Here is a 17,738-nt window from a genome sequence, read left to right as displayed (position 1 = left end):
TCTTGTTGGGTTGTTAATTACTTGGCGAAGCGGAACAACTTCTTGTTGGCGAACTCGAGCATGCCCACCTTGCCCAGTTCCCGTCCATAACCGGACTTCTTGACACCACCGAACGGTACATCGGCTCCGCTGAGGTCGTAGGCGCCAATGAACACCATTCCGACGTCGAGCTGGTTCCCTACCCGCTCGGCACGCTCGTGGTCATCACAAATCACCACGGAACCGAGGCCATACGGCGACGAATTCGCGAGTTTGATGGCTTCCTCATCGCTGCTGACCTTGTAAAGCTGGGCAACCGGTCCGAAGAGCTCTTCACTGTAGACGTCCATGGCAGGAGTGATGTTGGTAATGACTGTCGGGGTGAAGACGTTGCCCTGCGGTTCGTTATTGCCCACCAGGATTTCGGCACCTTGATCGATGGCTCCCTGTACCTGCCCCTTCAGGAACTTAGTGGCTGAATCTGAAGACATCGGGCCAAAGTCGCCGTTATCGTACGATTGGCCGGCAATGGCTGCCTTGAACTTTTCGGAGAACTCATCGAAGTGCTTATCCAGCACGACGATTCGCTTCGAGCCATTGCACGACTGACCGGTGTTGCCCATCCGTCCCATGACAGCTTTTCGCACTGCTTGATCCAGGTCGTCCGTGTCGAGAACAATGAATACGTCGGCACCGCCGAGCTCCAGCACGCACTTTTTCAAGGCACGGCCTGCCTGCTCAGCCACGATTGCGCCTACCTGCTCGGAGCCAGTGAGAGAAACGCCTTGGATGCGGTCATCCGCGATGATGTCTGAGATCTGCTGATGTGTGGCGAAGAGGTTGACGTAGGCGCCGTCCGGGAAGCCGGCGTCGCGGAACAGCTCTTCAAGTGCCAGAGCAGATTCCGGGCATTGGCTCGCGTGGCGGACTATCACGGTGTTGCCCAGGATGATGTTGGGAATCGCGAAGCGTGCCACCTGATAGTACGGGTAGTTCCACGGCATGATGCCCAGAACTACGCCCAGGCCTTGGTACCGGAAGAACGTCCGCAGACCATCGGCTACCTCAAGGTCCTCGTCGGCCAGCCATTCCTCTGCGTGCTCGGCGAAGGCTGCGGCGATGGAACCGGAGAACTCTGCTTCTCCGGCCGCCTGTGCGAGGGGCTTGCCCATCTCCCGGTTGATGATGGCTGCCAGCTTGTCCTTGCGTTCCACGAAGAGTTCGGCCAGGCGCTTGGCCAAAGCAGCCCGCTCAGCCACTGTGGTGGTGCGTGACCAGTCCTGGTAGGTAGCCTGGGCTGCGGTCAGGCCGGCTTCTACCTCTGCATCTGTGGCCGCTGGGTATTGTGCGTGCTTGGTTCCCGTGGCTGGATCAATAACGGTAAATGCGCTCATGTTGGTACTCCTTTGTCAGTATTTAGGCTGAGTATGGTCCGGTAAATGGGTCAGGCGGGACCGTCGCATGACGGCCCCGCCTGTTGCGCTTAGCGCTGGTCAGGTGCAGTGGTGGCTGCGTAGAAGCGCTGGCGGGCGCGGCCCTCCAAGTGCTTTGCAGTACCCTCCTGGCTGCCCGGACGCTGCGAGGTCATAGGCACTCCCACGTCCCAGAAGGCTCCGCTGCCGGACAGGTAGCGCCAAGGCTCCACCCGAGCGACGATCACTGCGGGGCCGTCCCCTTCCTTGGCCTCCTTGAGCGCATTCTGGAACTCCTCAACGGTGGAGGTGGACCAAGCTGCACATCCCATGCTGGCGGCATTGGCGGCAATGTCGAAGTCCAGAACTGCCCCGTCAAGGCGACCGGACTCACTGCTGCGTTCCCGGTACTGCGTACCGAACTCGCGCCCGGGGCCACCCTTGGACACCTGTAGAGGCCAGATGCACTGATGTCCGCGGTTGTCGATCACAATGGTGATGATCTTTTTGCGTTCCTGTACGGCCGTGACCAGCTCCGTTGGCTGCATGAAGTAGGTGCCGTCACCGATCAAGACGTAGACCTCTCCCGGCGCGTCCCCACGTGCGATCCGGTAGCCGAGGCCGGCCGGAATCTCATGGCCCATGCACGAGTTGGCGTACTCGAAGTGGATTTCGGCGCCGTTGGACGTATCCCAGGCCTTGTGGATGCCCTCAACCACACCACCGGAGCCCAGGATCAGGGCGTCCTGGTTGGTTGCGGTGCGGTTCAGAACGTCGATGACCTGGGCCTGGCTCATGTTTTCACCGGGGAATGCCTGAAGATCGTGCTTGCGCACCTCAAGGGTGGCCTTCCGAGCGTCCGCGATCTCGCTGCGGTAATCAGCGGAGGTACCGAAGTCAATGGCTGCCAGTCGTTCCCGCAGCGCCGCAAGCGAAAGTTTCGCATCGCCGATGACCGGGAATGAACCCATCTTGTGCGCGTCGAACGAGCCAACGTTGAGGTTGACGAACTTCACGTTGGGGTTCTGGAACAACGAGTGTGAAGCGGTGATGAAGTCCTGGAGGCGTGAACCAACAGTAATGACAACATCAGCGCCATCGGCGATTTCGTTGGCTCCCACCGTTCCGGTCACACCCAGCGCACCCAGATTCAGCTCACTGATGGGGCCGCTGCCCTTGCCTGAATAGGTTTCCGTAACCGGGATGCCGAACTCGGCGCTGAAGCGTGCCAGTTCCTCCTGGGCCTTCGAGTACCGGACACCACCTCCTGAAATCAGCAGGGGACGCTCGGCGTTCGCGATGATGTCGGCAGCATCGCGGTATTCGTCCTCCACAGCCGGACGACGACGAATGTGCCACACCCGCGGCGTGAAGAAGGACTCCGGGAAGTCGAACTCCGCGCCTTGAATATCTTGTGGAAGACAGACCACGACGGCGCCGGTTTCCACGGGATCGGTAAGGACACGCATGGCCTCCGGAAGGGTGGACAGCAGTTGGGCCGGATGAGTGATGCGGTCGAAATAGCGGCTGACCGGACGGAAGCAGTCGTTGGCGGAGACGTCCCTCTCTACCGGATGCTCGATCTGCTGCAGCACCGGATCACCAAAACGGTTGTTGATGATGTCGGCAGGGAACAGAAGCACGGGGAGGCGGTTGGTGGTTGCCGTCGCGGCCCCGGAAACCATGTTGGTAGACCCCGGCCCTGCGGAAGCCGTGCACGCAAGGGTGGCTGCGCGGTTGGAAGCCTTTGCGAAACCAATGGCTGCATGGACCATGGACTGCTCATTCTTGCCCTGGTAGTGGGGGAAATCCACACCGTACTCGTCGATTCCCTGCGCCAATCCAACGGAATTTCCGTGGCCAAAAATGCCGTACATGCCGGGAACGAGGCGACGACGCTCACCGTCCAATTCGCTGTATTGGACCTGAAGGTATTCAACGATTGCTTGTGCGACAGTGCGGCGGCGGACGGCCTTGTTGTCGACCACGGTGCCGATGTCAGCAGCGGCTGTGCTAGTCATGCGATCTCCTAAATTCGAAGGTGCGTCGGCATTTGCAAACCGATTCGCCCGAACTTCAGGTTTTCACCGTCGGGGGGCCGTGGTGTGTCCCACTTTGATACGCGGCAGGTTTCCTCCGCGGTAAATCAGTAGAAAGCAGAAAACAGCAGCCGACGGCGGTACGCGTGTACCGCCGTCGGCTGCTGTTTCTTGGTGACTTTTTAGTCGAAGCGGTAGGGCTCCTGCGGCCCCACAGAAGGCAGTGGACGTGGCCGCTGGCAGGTGCTTTCGATCTCGATGTGGCGGCCCTGCTCCGAGGAGGCCTCGAAGGCGAGCAGGACTTCGAGTACGTGGTAAGCGAAGTCCCCTCCTGTGCGAGGTTCCAAGCCCTTGCGGATGGCATAGCCGAATTCAGCCAAGCCAATGCCCCGGTAGGCGTCGTCCCGATGTGTGATGGGCGTTTCGCGCCAGTCGCCTCCACCCGGAGGAGTCATGTCCAGGGCCAGGTCACCGGGTTCACCGCGTCGCAGCACGGGAGCGCCGGAAAAGTGGTCCGGGTTCGGTGCAGCCAAGGAGCCCCCTGTTCCGTAGACCTCCAAATGCGGCAGATTGTGATTCCAAATGTCCCAACTCACCATGACGGTGGCGGTCGCACCGGACTCGAAGTCGAGAGTGCCGGTGACGTGTGTCGGAGTCTTGATGTGGATGACTTCGCCGTCTTTGCCCGGACGCGGCCGGGTCTCAGATGAACGCGGTGTTGTGGCAGAAACGCGTTTCACGGGACCGAAGAAGTTCACCAGGTTGGTGATCAAGTACGGCCCAATGTCCAGCATGGGGCCGGCGCCGGGGCTGTAGAAGGGGTCAACGTTGGGGTGCCAGTGCTCGTAGCCGCGGCATGCGAAGGATGCGAAAGCGGCTACAGGCTCTCCGATCCAACCGTCATCGATGAGCTTGCGGCTCGTCTGCATGCCGGAGCCAAGGAAGGTGGTGGGGGCGGACCCCACTTTGACGCCTGCCTCCCGAGCGGCATCCAGAATCTGCTGTGCTTCCTCGAGGGAAGTAGCGAACGGCTTTTCCGAGAGGACGTGCTTGCCGGCAGCGATCGCTTGGAGTGTCACAGGTGCGTGGAGCTTGGGTGGAGTGAGGTTCAGGACCAGCTCAACCTCGTCATCGGCCAGAAGCTCATCCGGTGAGAGCGCCTTGGCAACCGAATACTCCGCTGCCCGGGCTTTTACAGCGTCCGGGTTCACGTCGGCGAGTGCCACGACGTTCACGTCCGGGTGGACACCGATCTTGTCCAGGTATTGGTTGAGAACGTTTCCGACGCCGATAATGCCGACTCGAATGGGTTCCATGTGATTCTCCGTCAGTAGTTGGTGAAACCTTCCGGGGCGAGGACTATACCCCGCCCCGGAATCAGTTGCTATGGCTGGTACTTCTAGCTGGCCAGGCGCGATTCGCGCGTCTTGGCCGTTGCTGCTTCGTCAATGCCGCCGTCGGTAATAATGACTCCGTATTGTGCTGCTGCTGCTTCCAGGGAAATCCGTGATTCGCGGTAGTCGTCCAGGACTGCGAGTACGTCACGTTCCAGCGGGTCACCGTATCCACCGCCTCCCGGGGTGATGGATACGACCTTTTCGCCGGACTGGAGATCGTAGCGACCCACCACGGGGATCTCGCGACGTTCACCGGTAGTGAGATCCTCAACCCAGGTTGACGGCTTGGTACCATCGTGGCCGCCGCGGACCCCCTTCGGCGGGTTGATCTTGCCCTCGATTCCGTACGTCAGCGTGACGCTTTCACCCCGGGGTTCCATGGTCACACGGGTCGCGAGGCCACCTCGTTGCCTTCCTGCTCCCCCGGTATCAGCAACCAGGGTGCGTTCGTGAACCAAGATGGGGTAGCGCTGCTCATCTACCTCGACGCTGTCGTGGTAAAGCAGTGCGCCGCAGACGGGTCGCTGATACGTAGGCCAGCCGTCAACGTAGGGTGTAGCTGGTCCACCGACGCCGCCAACAAGGATCTGGTTGACATAGGCGTTGCCGTTACGTTCGTCTATACCGGAGATGACAGATTTTGCCGGTGCCTGTCCCGCCGCTCCCTCGGCCGTGCCGTAGCCGTCCTCTATTTGGGAGAACGCGGCTTGAACGATGTTGACAACCCGGTCGGCGAGGTTGGTGGTGCCCGATGAGCAGGAGTACGGGTGTTTGGGAACTCCGACGGCGCAGCCGTCCCGGAGCAGAACTTCCACTCGACGGAAGGTGCCCGCGTTGCTCGGAAGGTTCTCCGGGATGCCGGAGAGGATGCCGGCCAAGGCAGCACCCGTAGCCGTGGCCTTTGTGAGGTTCAGGCCATTGGGGAGATTGTCCGGGTTGTCACGCAGGTCAATGACGATCTTGCCCTGTTTGGGCTTCACTTCAACGGTTGCCTGCAGGTGCACGCCGTCCGCGCTGGTTCCGGGGAAGGGATCGTGGACCGAGGAGCCATGGAGGACGTACTCGGGCAGCGTTTCGATCGCAGTCGCGGTGAGGCGTTCCGAGTAGTCGAACCAGGCATCCACGAAGTCCACCAGGTCTTCGACACCAAACTTCTCGGCGAGCTCGTGAATGCGGCGTTCGGCGATGCGCGACGCACCGACCGATGCCAGGTAGTCCCCGTACCACTGGTCAGGCACACGGATGCGGGACCGGCACATACGGATGATGTCGTCGATGTCCTTATGGTCACGCTGAACACGGACACACGGGAAGATCAGTGCACCTTCTTCATACACATCCCGTGCCGTGGCGAAGAAGGTGGTTGGCAGCGAGTTGCCGCAGTCGGCCTGGTGGGCCTTGGTGACGGCCGTGAAGAGGTGACGTCCATGGACGAAGATCGGAACGAGGATCACATGGTCGGCAGCATGCGAGTTGCCCATGTAGGGATCGTTGTGCAGGAATGCGTCACCTTCACGGATGTCGTCGTGCAGCTGCACCATGTCCTCGCCGAGCGGTCCGGCACCGAAGACGTGCACCGGGACGCCCTCTGCTGCTGCCAGCAGCTGGTTATCAGCGGTCAGAACAGCACACGAAAAGTCGCGGGCAGTGTTGATGACAGAGGAACGGGCGGAACGCAGCAGGCCGTTGGTCATCTCGCGGACAATGCCGTCGAATGCATTAGCGAGGACCGAGAGCTTTACGGGATCGAATTCGCGCGTCATGGTTACGCCTCCTTACGGGTGAGGTAGATATTGGATCGTTCGTCGAGCGTGGCGTTCCACTCCGGTGGCACCACGATGGTGGTTGTGGGCTGGTCGATGACAGCAGGGCCAACGATCTTGTCCCGGGGGGCAAGGGTGACTCCGCGGTATCGCTGGGTGCTGAAACTTTCGCCCCCGAACACAATGGAGTCCGTGCGGTGGACTTCAGTCCCACGGCCCACTTCGGCTTGATCTTTGGTCAGCTCAGGCCGCGGGATTTCGACCCTGACGCCCCACGTGATGATCTCCACGCGGCTGTCCGGATCGTGCGTGCCGTTGCGGCGATCGTGCTCTTCGTGGAAGGCACGCTCAACGATGCCCGCTGCATCACTGGCGGTATCGGGCGCAGCGTCCAAGTACACACGCAAGTCCCAGGCCTGGCCCGGGTAGCGGGCGTCAACAAAATAGGTGACGCTGGGAGCAGCGCCCACACCATCGAACCTCTTGGCGAATACCTCTGCCTTGCCCGTTAGCTCCTCAACGGCCCGCGAAGCGGAGCCAGCGTCGAAGCTACGGGTGTCGTTGTGCAAGGGCGAGAGAAATTCCGTAGCAATCGGAGCGCGATGCGCGCCGTAGGCAGCGAGCACGCCCGCAGTCGCGGGAATCAGGACCGTATCAGCTTCCAGGAGCACGCCGATGGCGGCCGCCACCATGGCACCTGCACCGCCGCCCGCCACAATCAGGGCACCTCGAGGGTCAACACCCTGTTCCAAGGAAGCTTGGCGGATTGCTGTTGCCATGTGGTTGGCGGATACATCCAAAATGGCCTGTGCAGCCTGCAAAGTATCCATGTTCAAGGGGCCAGCGATGCGGGTATCGATGGCGCGGATGGCAGCCTCACGGTTCAGCGTGAATCCGCCTTCAAATCCGTCAGCGTCGAGGTAACCCAAAGCTACGCAAGCGTCCGTGACGGTGGGTTCCTCGCCACCGCGACCATACGCGGCCGGTCCGGGAGTACTCCGGGCACTTTGCGGACCCACCCGAAGCAGACCGCCGCCGTCGATCCAGGCGATGCTGCCACCGCCGGCGCCAATGCTGGAAACAGCCACCGAAGACAGACCTGTCAGGTGGCCCACAAAGGGCTCTCCCAGCCAGGCTTCCCTAGTGTGGCGAACGACGCCCTGTTCAACCAGGGACACGTCGAATGTGGTGCCGCCCATATCGCAGACCACCACAGTGTCGCGCTCGGGAGCAGCGGCCGCACCAACCAGTGGTGCCATGGAGGGGCCGGAGTTCAGCAACAGTACCGGGCGGTCCAGAACATCTACGACGTCGAGCACGGCGCCTTCAGAGGTCACTACCAAGAGGTCACCGCCAAACCCGTACTCCTGGAGGTCGGAGCGCAATTTGCCAAGGTGGTCCGCCATCAGCGGTTTCAGCGAGGCATCAATCGACGCGGCCGAGGAACGGCGGTATTCGCGAATTGTTGGGTTGGCCTCGTTGGACAACGTGTACGGCACATCGGGAAGGATCTCTTGGATGAGTTCCGCCACGCGCTTCTCGTGGGCGTCGTTGATGATCGACCACAGGAAAGAAACGGCCACTGCCTCGATTCCCTGTTCTTTGAAGGAGCCGAGCACCTCGCGCACTTTCGCTTCATCCAGCGGCACCAGGACATCACCCTCGGCGGAAATCCGCTCCGTGATTTCGAAGGTCAAGTGACGCGGGATGTACGGCGGAGGGTAGGCAGCTTTGGAGTCAAAAGCATCCCGGCGTCCGCCTTCGCGAAGCAGGAGGGTGTCGGCGAATCCGTCAGTGGTCAAGAGAGCAGTCTTGGCCACCTTGCCGGTGAGAACTGCGTTGGTTGCGTGCGTTGTGCCGTAAACAATCACGTCTGCATTGCGCAGGACGTCATCGCCGCTCCAGCCAACCGACTCGGCAGCCCTGCGGACTGAGGCTTCAAAGCCAGTGAAAACGCGGTCATAGGTGGTTAGGGCCTTGCCGACCGCCATGTCGCCTGTGTTCGAGCCGACCACCACGTCCGTAAACGTGCCACCGGTATCGACGGCGATGCGGTACCTCGCTTCACCTGGTTGTGTCTGTACTTCACTCATGGTCATCTAACTTTCTTAGAGTTGGAGGGGTTAAAGCTGGGGCTTGCCGACGCGGTTACGCAGCAGGCCCACCTTGTCGATCTCGATTTCCACCGTGTCGCCCGGTTCAAGCCAGACTGGAGGATTCCGCTTGGCACCAATGCCTTGTGGTGTGCCTGTGGCGATCACGTCTCCTGGTTCGAGAGTGAGGAAACTCGAAAGGTAGGAGACGATGCGGGCTATGGAGAAGATCTGATGCTCGGTATTCGAGCGCTGCACTTCGATGCCATTGACCCGTGTCGCGATGTCCAGCTTTTGCGGGTCTCCCACTTCATCCAGCGTGACAATGGCGGGACCCCACGGGGTTGAACCGTCCACGGCCTTACCAGCCAGCCACTGGGTCCCGCGGTACTGGAGATCGCGTGCCGTGACATCGTTGAGAGGCGCAAGGGCTGCGACATAATCCAAGGCTTCGTCCTCGGAGACCTCAGCCGCCCGCCGTCCTATGATGACGGCAACTTCTCCTTCGAAATCGAGGTTATTGCTGATCTGGGCGCCGCCGATCTCGTCCTCGGGGCCAATCATGGTGGAGGCGAATTTGGCGAAGACGTCCGGATATTCGGGGAAAGCACGCCCGGTTTCGGCAACGTGGTCTTTGTAATTGAGTCCAATGCACAGAACCTTGGCCGGATCGGTGATGGGTGTGGTCAACCGGACCTCGTTCAATGCGCCGACGCGGGCCACGGGGTCCTCGGAGGCAAGTGCTGTAATGCCGGAGGAAATGGCAGGGATCCGGTCACCGTAGAGTGACAGGAACTCACGGACGGAAGTCGTGGCTCCGTGGATGGCTTCTGTGGAGCCTTGAAGGAGCAGCTCCAGGTCATAGACGGCATCGTCGATGAGGACTCCCCCGCGGACGCCCGATTCGTGGTGGTAGGAAACAATCTTCATGGTTACTTCGCGCCTTCCGTTGCCGGGTTCTGGTTTGCCACGGCCAGCACGGCGTCGGCCAAGCGGTCAGCGATGTCTCCCGCAACCTTTTCGTCCATAGGGGTGGACAAGGACAGCAGGTTTGCTGGTGAACCGAGCAAGCCGCGCTCGTAAGATGCCCACCACAGCTCGTGCTGAGTCTGCTCGTCAACTTTTTCCGCACCCGCCGGAACCGCGCGCAGCAGAGAGCCGCGGCCGCGCACTTCCCAGCCGGCGTCGGCGATCTTCGCGTTCACTGTGTCCCGGGTCGTGTCGCCCAGGTGATTCAGCCTTTTTACTTCCTCTTGAGTGAAGAGGCGCAAGGCGACCGACCCCGCGGCCATACTGACCGGGTTGCCGGAGAAAGTTCCACCATGGGGCAAGCTACCGGGACGGGTCGGATCCACCTCGGCCATCAGCTCAGCCTTGCCGGCAACAGCGCCAACAGGGAAGCCGCCACCGATCAATTTGCCCGTGGTGAGCAAGTCAGGGGAAACACCATATTCACCGCTGAAGCCGTTGAATCCCAGGCGCAGGCTGATGACCTCGTCGATGATCAGGACGATCCCGTACCGGGTCGCGAGGTCCCTGGCGGTGTGCACGAACTCCTCGGAGATCCGGAGGAGGCCGGCTCTGTTGGGCAACAGGTCCAGAATGATGGCTGCGTAGGAGTCCGGTGCTGCTTCAACTTCCTGGCGCAGGACATCGACGTCGTTGAGGGGAACCGCGGTGACATCGTTGATCACGCCACGGGTTACTCCACGCTGGTAGGCAGGGCCACCCGGGACCAATGCCACGTCGGATGTTCCGTGGTAGCCGCCCTTGGTGACGATGACTCGTTCGCGTCCGGTGCTCGCCCGGGCGATGCGGATTGCGGACATCACGGCCTCGGTGCCGGAGTTGGCGAACCGTACCTGGTCGAGCTCAGGCAGGCGGGAAAGCAGGAGGTCTGCCAGTTCCCACTCGTAGAGGTTGGGGATTCCCCAGCTGGCGCCGGCGGTGAGCGCTTTGGTCGCTGCCTCCGTTATTTCAGGGTGCGCGTTCCCGTGAATCAAGGAGGTGAAGTTGTTGTTCGCGTCGATCAGTTCATGACCACGGTCATCCCAGACCCGGTAGCCCTCGCCCCGGATGGCGTACGGGCTCGGCGCTCCCGTGTAATAGGTCGAGCGGCCGTAACCGCCAGGCAACAAGGGGAATCCACGAGGCCCCCTGCGCAGATGTGGATCCTCCAAAGGGTGGCTTTGTGTGATGGTTTTCTGGTGTTCTGTTCCCACTTGGTTCTCTCCAGTCTTTTCAGTTCACGAGGTCGATGAGCGGCTGCCCGGTCAGGGCCAAGCGGACACGTTCAACGGCGCCCTCCTGAAGTGCACCTGTGGAGCGGTTGGAACGCCAGGCAATATGGGGCGTCAGGATGGTGTTGGGTGCTGTGCGGAGCGGGTGCTCAGCCCCAAGCGGCTCTTCGGCAAAGGTGTCGATGCCAGCACCTGCAATGTGGCCCGAGGTGAGTGCCTCGGCAAGGGCTGATTCCTCAATGAGACCGCCGCGGGATACGTTGACCACTACTGCGCCCCTACGCATGCGCGCCAGAACGTCCTTGGAGATCAGGTTTGCGGTATCCGCGGACAGCGGCAGGTGGAGCGAGACGACGTCGGAGTTTTCCAGGATGTCGTCCAAGGAGGTCAGCTCCACAAAGCTCTCAGTCACGAACGGGTCGTAGGCCCGGACCCGTGCCCCGACGGCTTGATACATGCGGGCAACGTGTTGACCAATGCGGCCCATCCCCAGGACCCCGACCTCGAGTTCGGACAGAACCGGGGTGTCGTAGCCGATGGTCCCGGCCCAACCGAGGTTCTGGATCGAGGCGTTGCCTGCCGGCAGACGGCGGGCCAATGCCAACCCCATCGCGAACGCGTGCGAGGCCACTTCCTCCGAAGCGGTGCCCGGGACAATGGACACGGGAATGTCCGCTGCAGTGGCTGCGTCAACATCGATGTTGTCGTAGCCAATGCCATACCTGATGACAGCCTTGCATTTGGACATCACCGGGAAGTCCGCGGCTGTGAGTTTCGCGTAGGGGGTGATCATGACGATGTCGGCTTCGGGAAGGCCTTGACGGAAGGCTTCGACGTCGGCCGCCGGGTTGAGTGTGTAACCGAACTCCTTTGCGAGTGCGTGCTCGCGGTCAAGGTTCGGAAAGTGATGGGGGGCCACAAGAATGGTTCCCTGGGCATCGCGGGTCATAGTCGTCGTCCTGTTCGTTGAGTACCCTTTTCATCTGCCGAGCACCCGTTGGAAGGGTGCTGGTGTCCGGGTGATTTCAAGTACAACGCGATATGTGAAGGTTCATCCGTGCCAATTCGAGACACTGAGGTGGGACAGTGTCCCACCAGTTGCCGTCAGGGTGGGCACAGCCCAAAAGCAGCCGGCCACTAGCGGCGGCCGGCTGCTTCACTACACGGTTTCGGGGTTAGAGGTCGAAGCCTCTACTGCGGAAGTAGTCCATCCGGCGGTAGAGGGTGGAGCGTCCAATCTGCAAGGTCTCTGCCGCGAGGCTCCTGTTACCCGATGCCTCCTGCAGTGCAGTTCGCAGCTCGCTGAGTTCGGCGTCCTCCAGACGGGACAGCCGCCCCTTGGTCAGAACCCGATGAAACCCCTGCGGGAGGTCGTCTACGGTTACTTCTGCTCCACTGGCGCGTTCAACGGCGTTGGACACTACGGCTCGGAGCTGGTCGATGTTTCGCGGCCAGTCAGCATGCGTCAGCGTTGTAAGAAGCCGTCGGGATAACCTCCGGTCTCCCATCTCTTCAGCAATAGCTACCGCAAGCTGCGGAATGTCCTCACGTCTGTTGCGTAGCGGCTCAACCGAAATCTCCAAGACGTTGAACGCCTCCGAGAGTATCAAGGTGGCATCGGTTGGATGTGTGATGGTGAAAGCAAGCTTGGTGGTGGCATTGCCCCTAAGGTTCCGGGCGAGCTCTGCTGCCTCGTTCTGTGAAAGTTCGTCGGCATGTTCGACGATCAATGTTGATGGCAGTTCGGTGGATACCCGATGGATCACATCCCGGAGTTGGTTATTCCGTAGAGAGCCACCCCTGGCATCGACCACTACGTGCTGCCCACGAGTGTCGGCAATTGCGCCCGCAAGCCGGCGTTTACCGCTACCCAACTCACCAATGATGACAACAGAACGCTCCTGCTCCACAGCCTTCCGGGCAAGGCTCAAGGTCCGCTTGAAGCCCATGCTCGTCCCGTCAAGATGCTTCACGATTCTGTCCGCTGCATCCGGCAAGGCAGCCTGCGGCTTTACCTCGTCGCTATGGGGTTGGGTTGGACGTTCCTTCGTGGGTGAGTGTGGGCGGACCACCACGATTGCCCCTACGTTGGCTGCAGATAAGGTCACGGGCGAAACTTCCAGGGTGGAGATCCCAGGCCCCTGGAGCGAGACCTCACAGTTGAGTTCGCGGCCGGAGGACATGACCGCTTTCGCATACCCGGAGATGACGGAGACGTCGCCGTCCTCCAAGGTCGCCGTTGCTGTTGCGTTGAGGAGGGAGTTCTTGCCGTCCAGGGCAATCACTGCCCGGTTGCCACGGCGTCGGGAGATCCTCAGGTATTCGCTGAGCAGAGCGCGTTCCCTGGATGAGGTCCGTACCTCAATGTCACGCTCGATCCGGGAGGCTACCCCTTCCAGCATCAGCAAAGTGGACGATGGCTCCAAGGAAGTGACCCGGTTGCCGGGTAGAGTCAGTCCGATGACGGCCCGAACCCTGTTGTGGAAAGGGTCGCGGACGAGGGAAGCAAAACACCAGTTTCCGCGCATGTCCTCACGGAAGTGCTCCTCCGGTGCGAGCCACACCCCCCGTCCTTCTTCAAGCGCGAGACCTTCACCGTTGCTTCCGCAGCTCTCCTCAAGGAGCGAGTATCCGGCGGGGAAGCCGTCATCCCGCAGGTAGTCCGCTTTGACCAGGACGCCATTGGGCGCTGTCAGGTTGACGTACCCGCCAAGGTCTGCGGCGACCTCGTCCAGTTTCTGCAGGTGTGGGCCCGCTGCCTGGATGGTGTGTTCATCCACGCGACCCTCGTCAAAGAAGCCTCGGTCTGCCACAGCATCAACGCCTGCAGCCCTGCTCCTGTACCAGGAGCGAGCCACGATGGGTCGGATTCCGCTGAGGTCGGCATGGGGCTGCATGAGGAAGAGTTCGCGTAGCCGGTTGATTTGCAGCAGCGGCTCGCGCGGCACCCAAGGGGAAAGTACTTCGGCAGAGGACATGTCAGTTGGTTCTTTCTGCTGGAGCCAGGTATTTAAGAAACGACGGCGGTACCACCGCGGCGGCGGGAGCCAAGCCACGTCCGTCCCCGGCCCTGACCCTTGGGGTGGAAGGCTTGCTGCGCTTGCCAGTTGTCGTTGTGAGCCGCATCGTCTTCCAGCGCGCGGGCGCTGATGTAGGCGGCGACCATGCCAGAAAGCCCACTGCCAAAGGTCATGTTGCTTCCTTTGGCCCCCCGGTTCGAATCTTCGACCAACATGATCCGTTCCTCTCTGTTAAGGCGCTGATAGCGGCGAAACCAGCCGTGCTGGTCTTGCCTCTTTCAGGGTAGCTAACTAATGGTCGTTAGCCAAGAGTTTGCGTAAAGTTGGACCATGTTTAATGTGCCACGGCGATGGACCGCTTCCGAAGGGTCAACCCCCACGACTGTTAGGGTCAAAGCATGAGCAGTTCCTCCTACAAGGCCGCCCGCGACACCTTCGCCCACCGCTTGGAAGAATGGGATTGGGCCGGCCAGGGGGCTTCAAGACGCCACATACTCGAGGCCTTTCTGCAACTAGCCATCGCCAACGGGTTCAGTTCAGTCTCCATGCGGACCATCGCCAACGCCGTCAACATCAAACCGCCGAGCCTCTACTCGCATTTCCCCAACGGCAGGGACGAAATCGTCGCGGAATCACTGCGCTGGCACTTTCACCGTTTCGGCACGGCTCTTCTCGAGGCCGTTGATCACGCTGAATCAGCAGATGACTTCTGGGACGCCATGGTGAGGCTGCATTTCACCAGACAGGTCAGGCTTCCCGAAAGCAATCTGTGGGACCTGCTCGTGGCAACCGACAGGATGGCCTCGATCCTTCCCGCAGACCTGCGGGCCCAAGTGGATGACTGGGTTGCACTCCACGAAAACATGTACGCCGCCGCCGCCCGGGACATGGGCCACCCACATCCCGAAGAAAAGGTCCGGATTGTGGTGACCCTGCTGGAGGGTGCTACGCGATGGGCTCCTGGCAACTATAACGACGCGGAACTCGGCATCATGGCCGACAAAGCGGTGCAAGTGTCCCGCATCATTCTTGGGGCCGAACTGCCCGGCGAACCGTAGCACCCTCCTCTCCCCCCGGGCAGGAGTATGGATTCCCGTGATCTGAAAGGCACGGAACGCAGGTTCCGCGCCTTTCAGATTAGCTTTACCTCGGGGCTACGGCGGCTGCCTGGTGCCTGGTGCCTGGTGCCTGGTGCCTACAACCAGTTTCCGACACCCGGGTCTCCCAGGTTCGACTACTGCTGGCTGATTCTGATGACGCACTGAAGGATCTCTTCAATGACGCCCTCATCCATAGCTGTCGACAGCGCAATCAGTCCAGACGTACCCAGAAGCACCCCTTCCCGGTAAGCCTTCCACCACGTAGTAGTCATGTCGGCTGGAAAGATCCTTATGAGCGATCCGAATCCGTTGCACTGAATCCCCGCCTGCAGGAATGCCTCGCGGAGCGCGTCGCCTTTCGCGTTGAGCTTGGTAATGTCATGCTGCTGGAAGTAGTCCAGGGCAACTAATCCGGCATTCATGGTTACAGGATTGGCGCTGAAGGTGCCACCCCATGCAATGGTGCCGGGCAATGCTGGATTGGTAACGTCCATGACGGCGGGTTTCCCGCCAACCGCTCCGACGGGAAACCCGCCTCCGATGACTTTGCCAAGGGTTGTAAGGTCAGGTTCGACCTCGTAAACACCCTGCAAACCTCCAAAACTTGACCTGAAGGTGATGACCTCATCAATAATGAGCAGGGCATCGTGCAGTTTGGTTTCTTCGCGGACTAATGACACGAATGAATCGTTGGCAGGTTGAAGTCCGGCACGGTTCGGCATCAAGTCAATGAGAACTGCTGCCACATCCCGACCCCGTTCCCGCATAAATGCCTTGAACTGCCATGCGTCTCCGATAGGCATAGTGACTACTGAATCAGCCACGCTCCGTGGTATTCCCGGCATGTTCAAGTCGACAACCGCGTCCGAGGTTCCGTGATAACTTCCGACGAAACGCACAATCACATCTCTGTTCGTATGGGCCCTAGCGATCCGCATTGCGTGCATCACCGCCTCTGTCCCTGAATTGACAAAGCGCCACTGCTCGGCTGCCGGCAGTCTCTTACTGAGCTCTTCCGCGAGCCGGATTTCGGATTCGGTCGGCAATCCGAAGGACGTGCCGTGTTCAACTATCTCGTGGACCTTATCGAGCACAGGCCGAAACTTATGGCCGTGGATCAGAGATGTGTAGTTGTTGTTGCAATCGATGACCTTGTGCCCGTCTACGTCGGTTATGCGTGCGCCGTCACCATATGCTGCGTACGGCGCACTAGGCGGGACGAAGAGCGTCGATCGGGTATTCCCGCCGGGAAGAAACTGCAGCGCCTCCCGGAAAAGGCCGGAATTCGTTGACATCTGCACGCCTGCCATTTAGCTGGGCTCCTTTATGGAGACCGTTGGATGAATCCTGGTGCCTCGTGTTTCCCTCGTGGCAAGGGCGGTGATCGCAACGATGAGACACCCTAGCCCCACGTAGATCTGGATGGACAGAGTTGAGTGGAAGGTGCTGAGCAGCCACAGGGAGATCGTCGGTGCGAGACTGCCACCAACGATGCCGGAGAGCTGGTAGCCAATGGACGCCCCACTGTATCGGTGTTCGGTGTCGAACAGTTCACAGATCCATGCCGCCTGCACACCATACATGGCTGAATGGAAGAACAGGCCGAGAACGACCCCGAGGATGATGAATACGCTGCTCTTTGTATCCAGCATGGGGAAGAACGCGAAAATCCAGGCCAAGCAGCCAACTGCGCCGAACACCGTGACCCGTCGACGACCATATTTATCGCTGAGCGCAGCGAAAAACGGATAGGTGAAGATTTGCATGGCTGCAGCAATCAGACTGGCGATCAGACCGATTTCCCGCGGCAGGCCCAGTGTCTGGGCGACGTACGTGAGTGTGAAGGTCACGCAGGTGTAGTAGACGATGTCCGCACCGGCTCGAATTCCGACGATCTTGAAGACTTCTCTGGACTGCTTGCGGAATACCTCCACGATGGGTGGGCTCTTTGGCTCTTCGGTACGGGTTTCCTCCAGCGCCAGGAAAGCAGGACTTTCAGTGACCTGCCGGCGGATGTAAATACCGATGAAGACGACCACGATGGAGAGGAGGAACGGCACGCGCCAACCCCAGGCAATGAAGTCCTCATTGCTTTGAATCGACGACATCAGGAACAGAACACCGGTGCTCAAAAGGGTGCCGATGGGCACCCCAACCTGGACAAAACTCGTGAGGAAGCCCCGTCGTGCGTCTGGTGCACGTTCCGCGATCATGAGCGCACCGCCAGCCCATTCGCCGCCCAGGGCCAGGCCTTGGAGCATGCGTGTCACGATGAGAAGGATTGGCGCAAGAAGGCCCACTGCGTCGTAGCTGGGCAGGAGGCCGATAGCAACGGTCGAACCTCCCATGAGGGAGATAGTCACGAGCAGGATGTTCTTGCGGCCGATCCTGTCGCCGAAGTGCCCTGCTATGACCCCGCCCAGTGGGCGGGCTAGGAATCCCATGGCAAAAGTGAGAAAGGCCAAAAGGGTTCCTGTAACAGGGTCAAATGACGGAAAGAACACCTTGTTGAAAACCAATGCTGCTGCGGAACCGTAGAGAAAGAAGTCGTACCACTCCAGTGTGGTGCCAACGAGGCTTCCGATAATGGCTTTCTTGAGGGTTTGCTGCTGCTCCTTGGGGGATAACATGAGATCACTCACTGCATGTCCTATCAGAATGGGTGGGTTGGTGGCAGCTGAAGTTGCAGCCTCAG

Annotated in this window: 13 protein-coding genes; 1 reads left to right on the top strand and 12 read right to left on the bottom strand. The window is 60.4% G+C overall.

The window, feature by feature from the left end; genetic code table 11:
• Positions 1–17: 17 nt before the first annotated feature.
• The 10 genes from J3D46_RS14810 to J3D46_RS14765 form a co-directional block, all read right to left on the bottom strand.
• Positions 18–1,373: an aldehyde dehydrogenase family protein gene (locus tag J3D46_RS14810; protein ID WP_024820601.1), complete on the bottom strand. Its 1,356-nt coding sequence runs from the start codon at positions 1,371–1,373 to the stop codon at positions 18–20.
• 89 nt (positions 1,374–1,462) lie between these two features.
• Positions 1,463–3,412 (bottom strand): 3D-(3,5/4)-trihydroxycyclohexane-1,2-dione acylhydrolase (decyclizing), encoded by a 1,950-nt coding sequence (gene iolD, locus J3D46_RS14805; protein WP_231342991.1) that lies wholly within the window; start codon positions 3,410–3,412, stop codon positions 1,463–1,465.
• Positions 3,413–3,612: 200 nt separating this feature from the next.
• A complete protein-coding gene (locus J3D46_RS14800; protein ID WP_231342402.1) occupies positions 3,613–4,746 on the bottom strand; it encodes a Gfo/Idh/MocA family protein in 1,134 nt (377 codons plus the stop codon).
• A gap of 83 nt (positions 4,747–4,829) precedes the next feature.
• Positions 4,830–6,590, bottom strand: coding sequence for a hydantoinase B/oxoprolinase family protein (locus tag J3D46_RS14795; RefSeq protein ID WP_231342403.1), 1,761 nt, complete (start codon positions 6,588–6,590; stop codon positions 4,830–4,832).
• 2 nt (positions 6,591–6,592) lie between these two features.
• Positions 6,593–8,683: a hydantoinase/oxoprolinase family protein gene (locus tag J3D46_RS14790; protein ID WP_231342404.1), complete on the bottom strand. Its 2,091-nt coding sequence runs from the start codon at positions 8,681–8,683 to the stop codon at positions 6,593–6,595.
• A 30-nt stretch (positions 8,684–8,713) separates the two neighbouring features.
• A complete protein-coding gene (locus J3D46_RS14785) occupies positions 8,714–9,613 on the bottom strand; it encodes a fumarylacetoacetate hydrolase family protein (RefSeq protein WP_024820596.1) in 900 nt (299 codons plus the stop codon).
• A 2-nt stretch (positions 9,614–9,615) separates the two neighbouring features.
• Complete coding sequence (locus J3D46_RS14780; protein WP_253467987.1) at positions 9,616–10,821, bottom strand: aspartate aminotransferase family protein; 1,206 nt, start codon at positions 10,819–10,821, stop codon at positions 9,616–9,618.
• Between the two features lie 103 nt (positions 10,822–10,924).
• Complete coding sequence (locus J3D46_RS14775; protein ID WP_231342406.1) at positions 10,925–11,872, bottom strand: C-terminal binding protein; 948 nt, start codon at positions 11,870–11,872, stop codon at positions 10,925–10,927.
• 226 nt (positions 11,873–12,098) lie between these two features.
• Complete coding sequence (locus J3D46_RS14770) at positions 12,099–13,901, bottom strand: sigma-54-dependent Fis family transcriptional regulator (protein ID WP_231342410.1); 1,803 nt, start codon at positions 13,899–13,901, stop codon at positions 12,099–12,101.
• 32 nt (positions 13,902–13,933) lie between these two features.
• Positions 13,934–14,116: a hypothetical protein gene (locus J3D46_RS14765; protein ID WP_231342412.1), complete on the bottom strand. Its 183-nt coding sequence runs from the start codon at positions 14,114–14,116 to the stop codon at positions 13,934–13,936.
• 225 nt (positions 14,117–14,341) lie between these two features.
• On the opposite strand from J3D46_RS14765, the gene J3D46_RS14760 reads away from it, so the two are divergent.
• Positions 14,342–15,001, top strand: coding sequence for a TetR/AcrR family transcriptional regulator (locus J3D46_RS14760; protein ID WP_231342415.1), 660 nt, complete (start codon positions 14,342–14,344; stop codon positions 14,999–15,001).
• Between the two features lie 176 nt (positions 15,002–15,177).
• Here the strand turns inward: J3D46_RS14760 and J3D46_RS14755 are convergent, their stop codons facing one another.
• Both J3D46_RS14755 and J3D46_RS14750 read right to left on the bottom strand, forming a co-directional pair.
• Positions 15,178–16,353: an aspartate aminotransferase family protein gene (locus J3D46_RS14755; RefSeq protein ID WP_231342418.1), complete on the bottom strand. Its 1,176-nt coding sequence runs from the start codon at positions 16,351–16,353 to the stop codon at positions 15,178–15,180.
• The gene (locus tag J3D46_RS14750; RefSeq protein WP_231342419.1) at positions 16,354–17,685 is read right to left on the bottom strand and encodes an MFS transporter; all 1,332 of its coding nucleotides are present in this window, start codon (positions 17,683–17,685) and stop codon (positions 16,354–16,356) included. It lies immediately after the preceding gene.
• Positions 17,686–17,738 lie beyond the last annotated feature (53 nt).

The sequence above is a fragment of the Paenarthrobacter sp. A20 genome, from assembly GCF_024168825.1.
In the GTDB taxonomy this organism is placed as follows: domain Bacteria; phylum Actinomycetota; class Actinomycetes; order Actinomycetales; family Micrococcaceae; genus Arthrobacter.
This window is presented reverse-complemented; position numbering and strand designations above follow the sequence as displayed.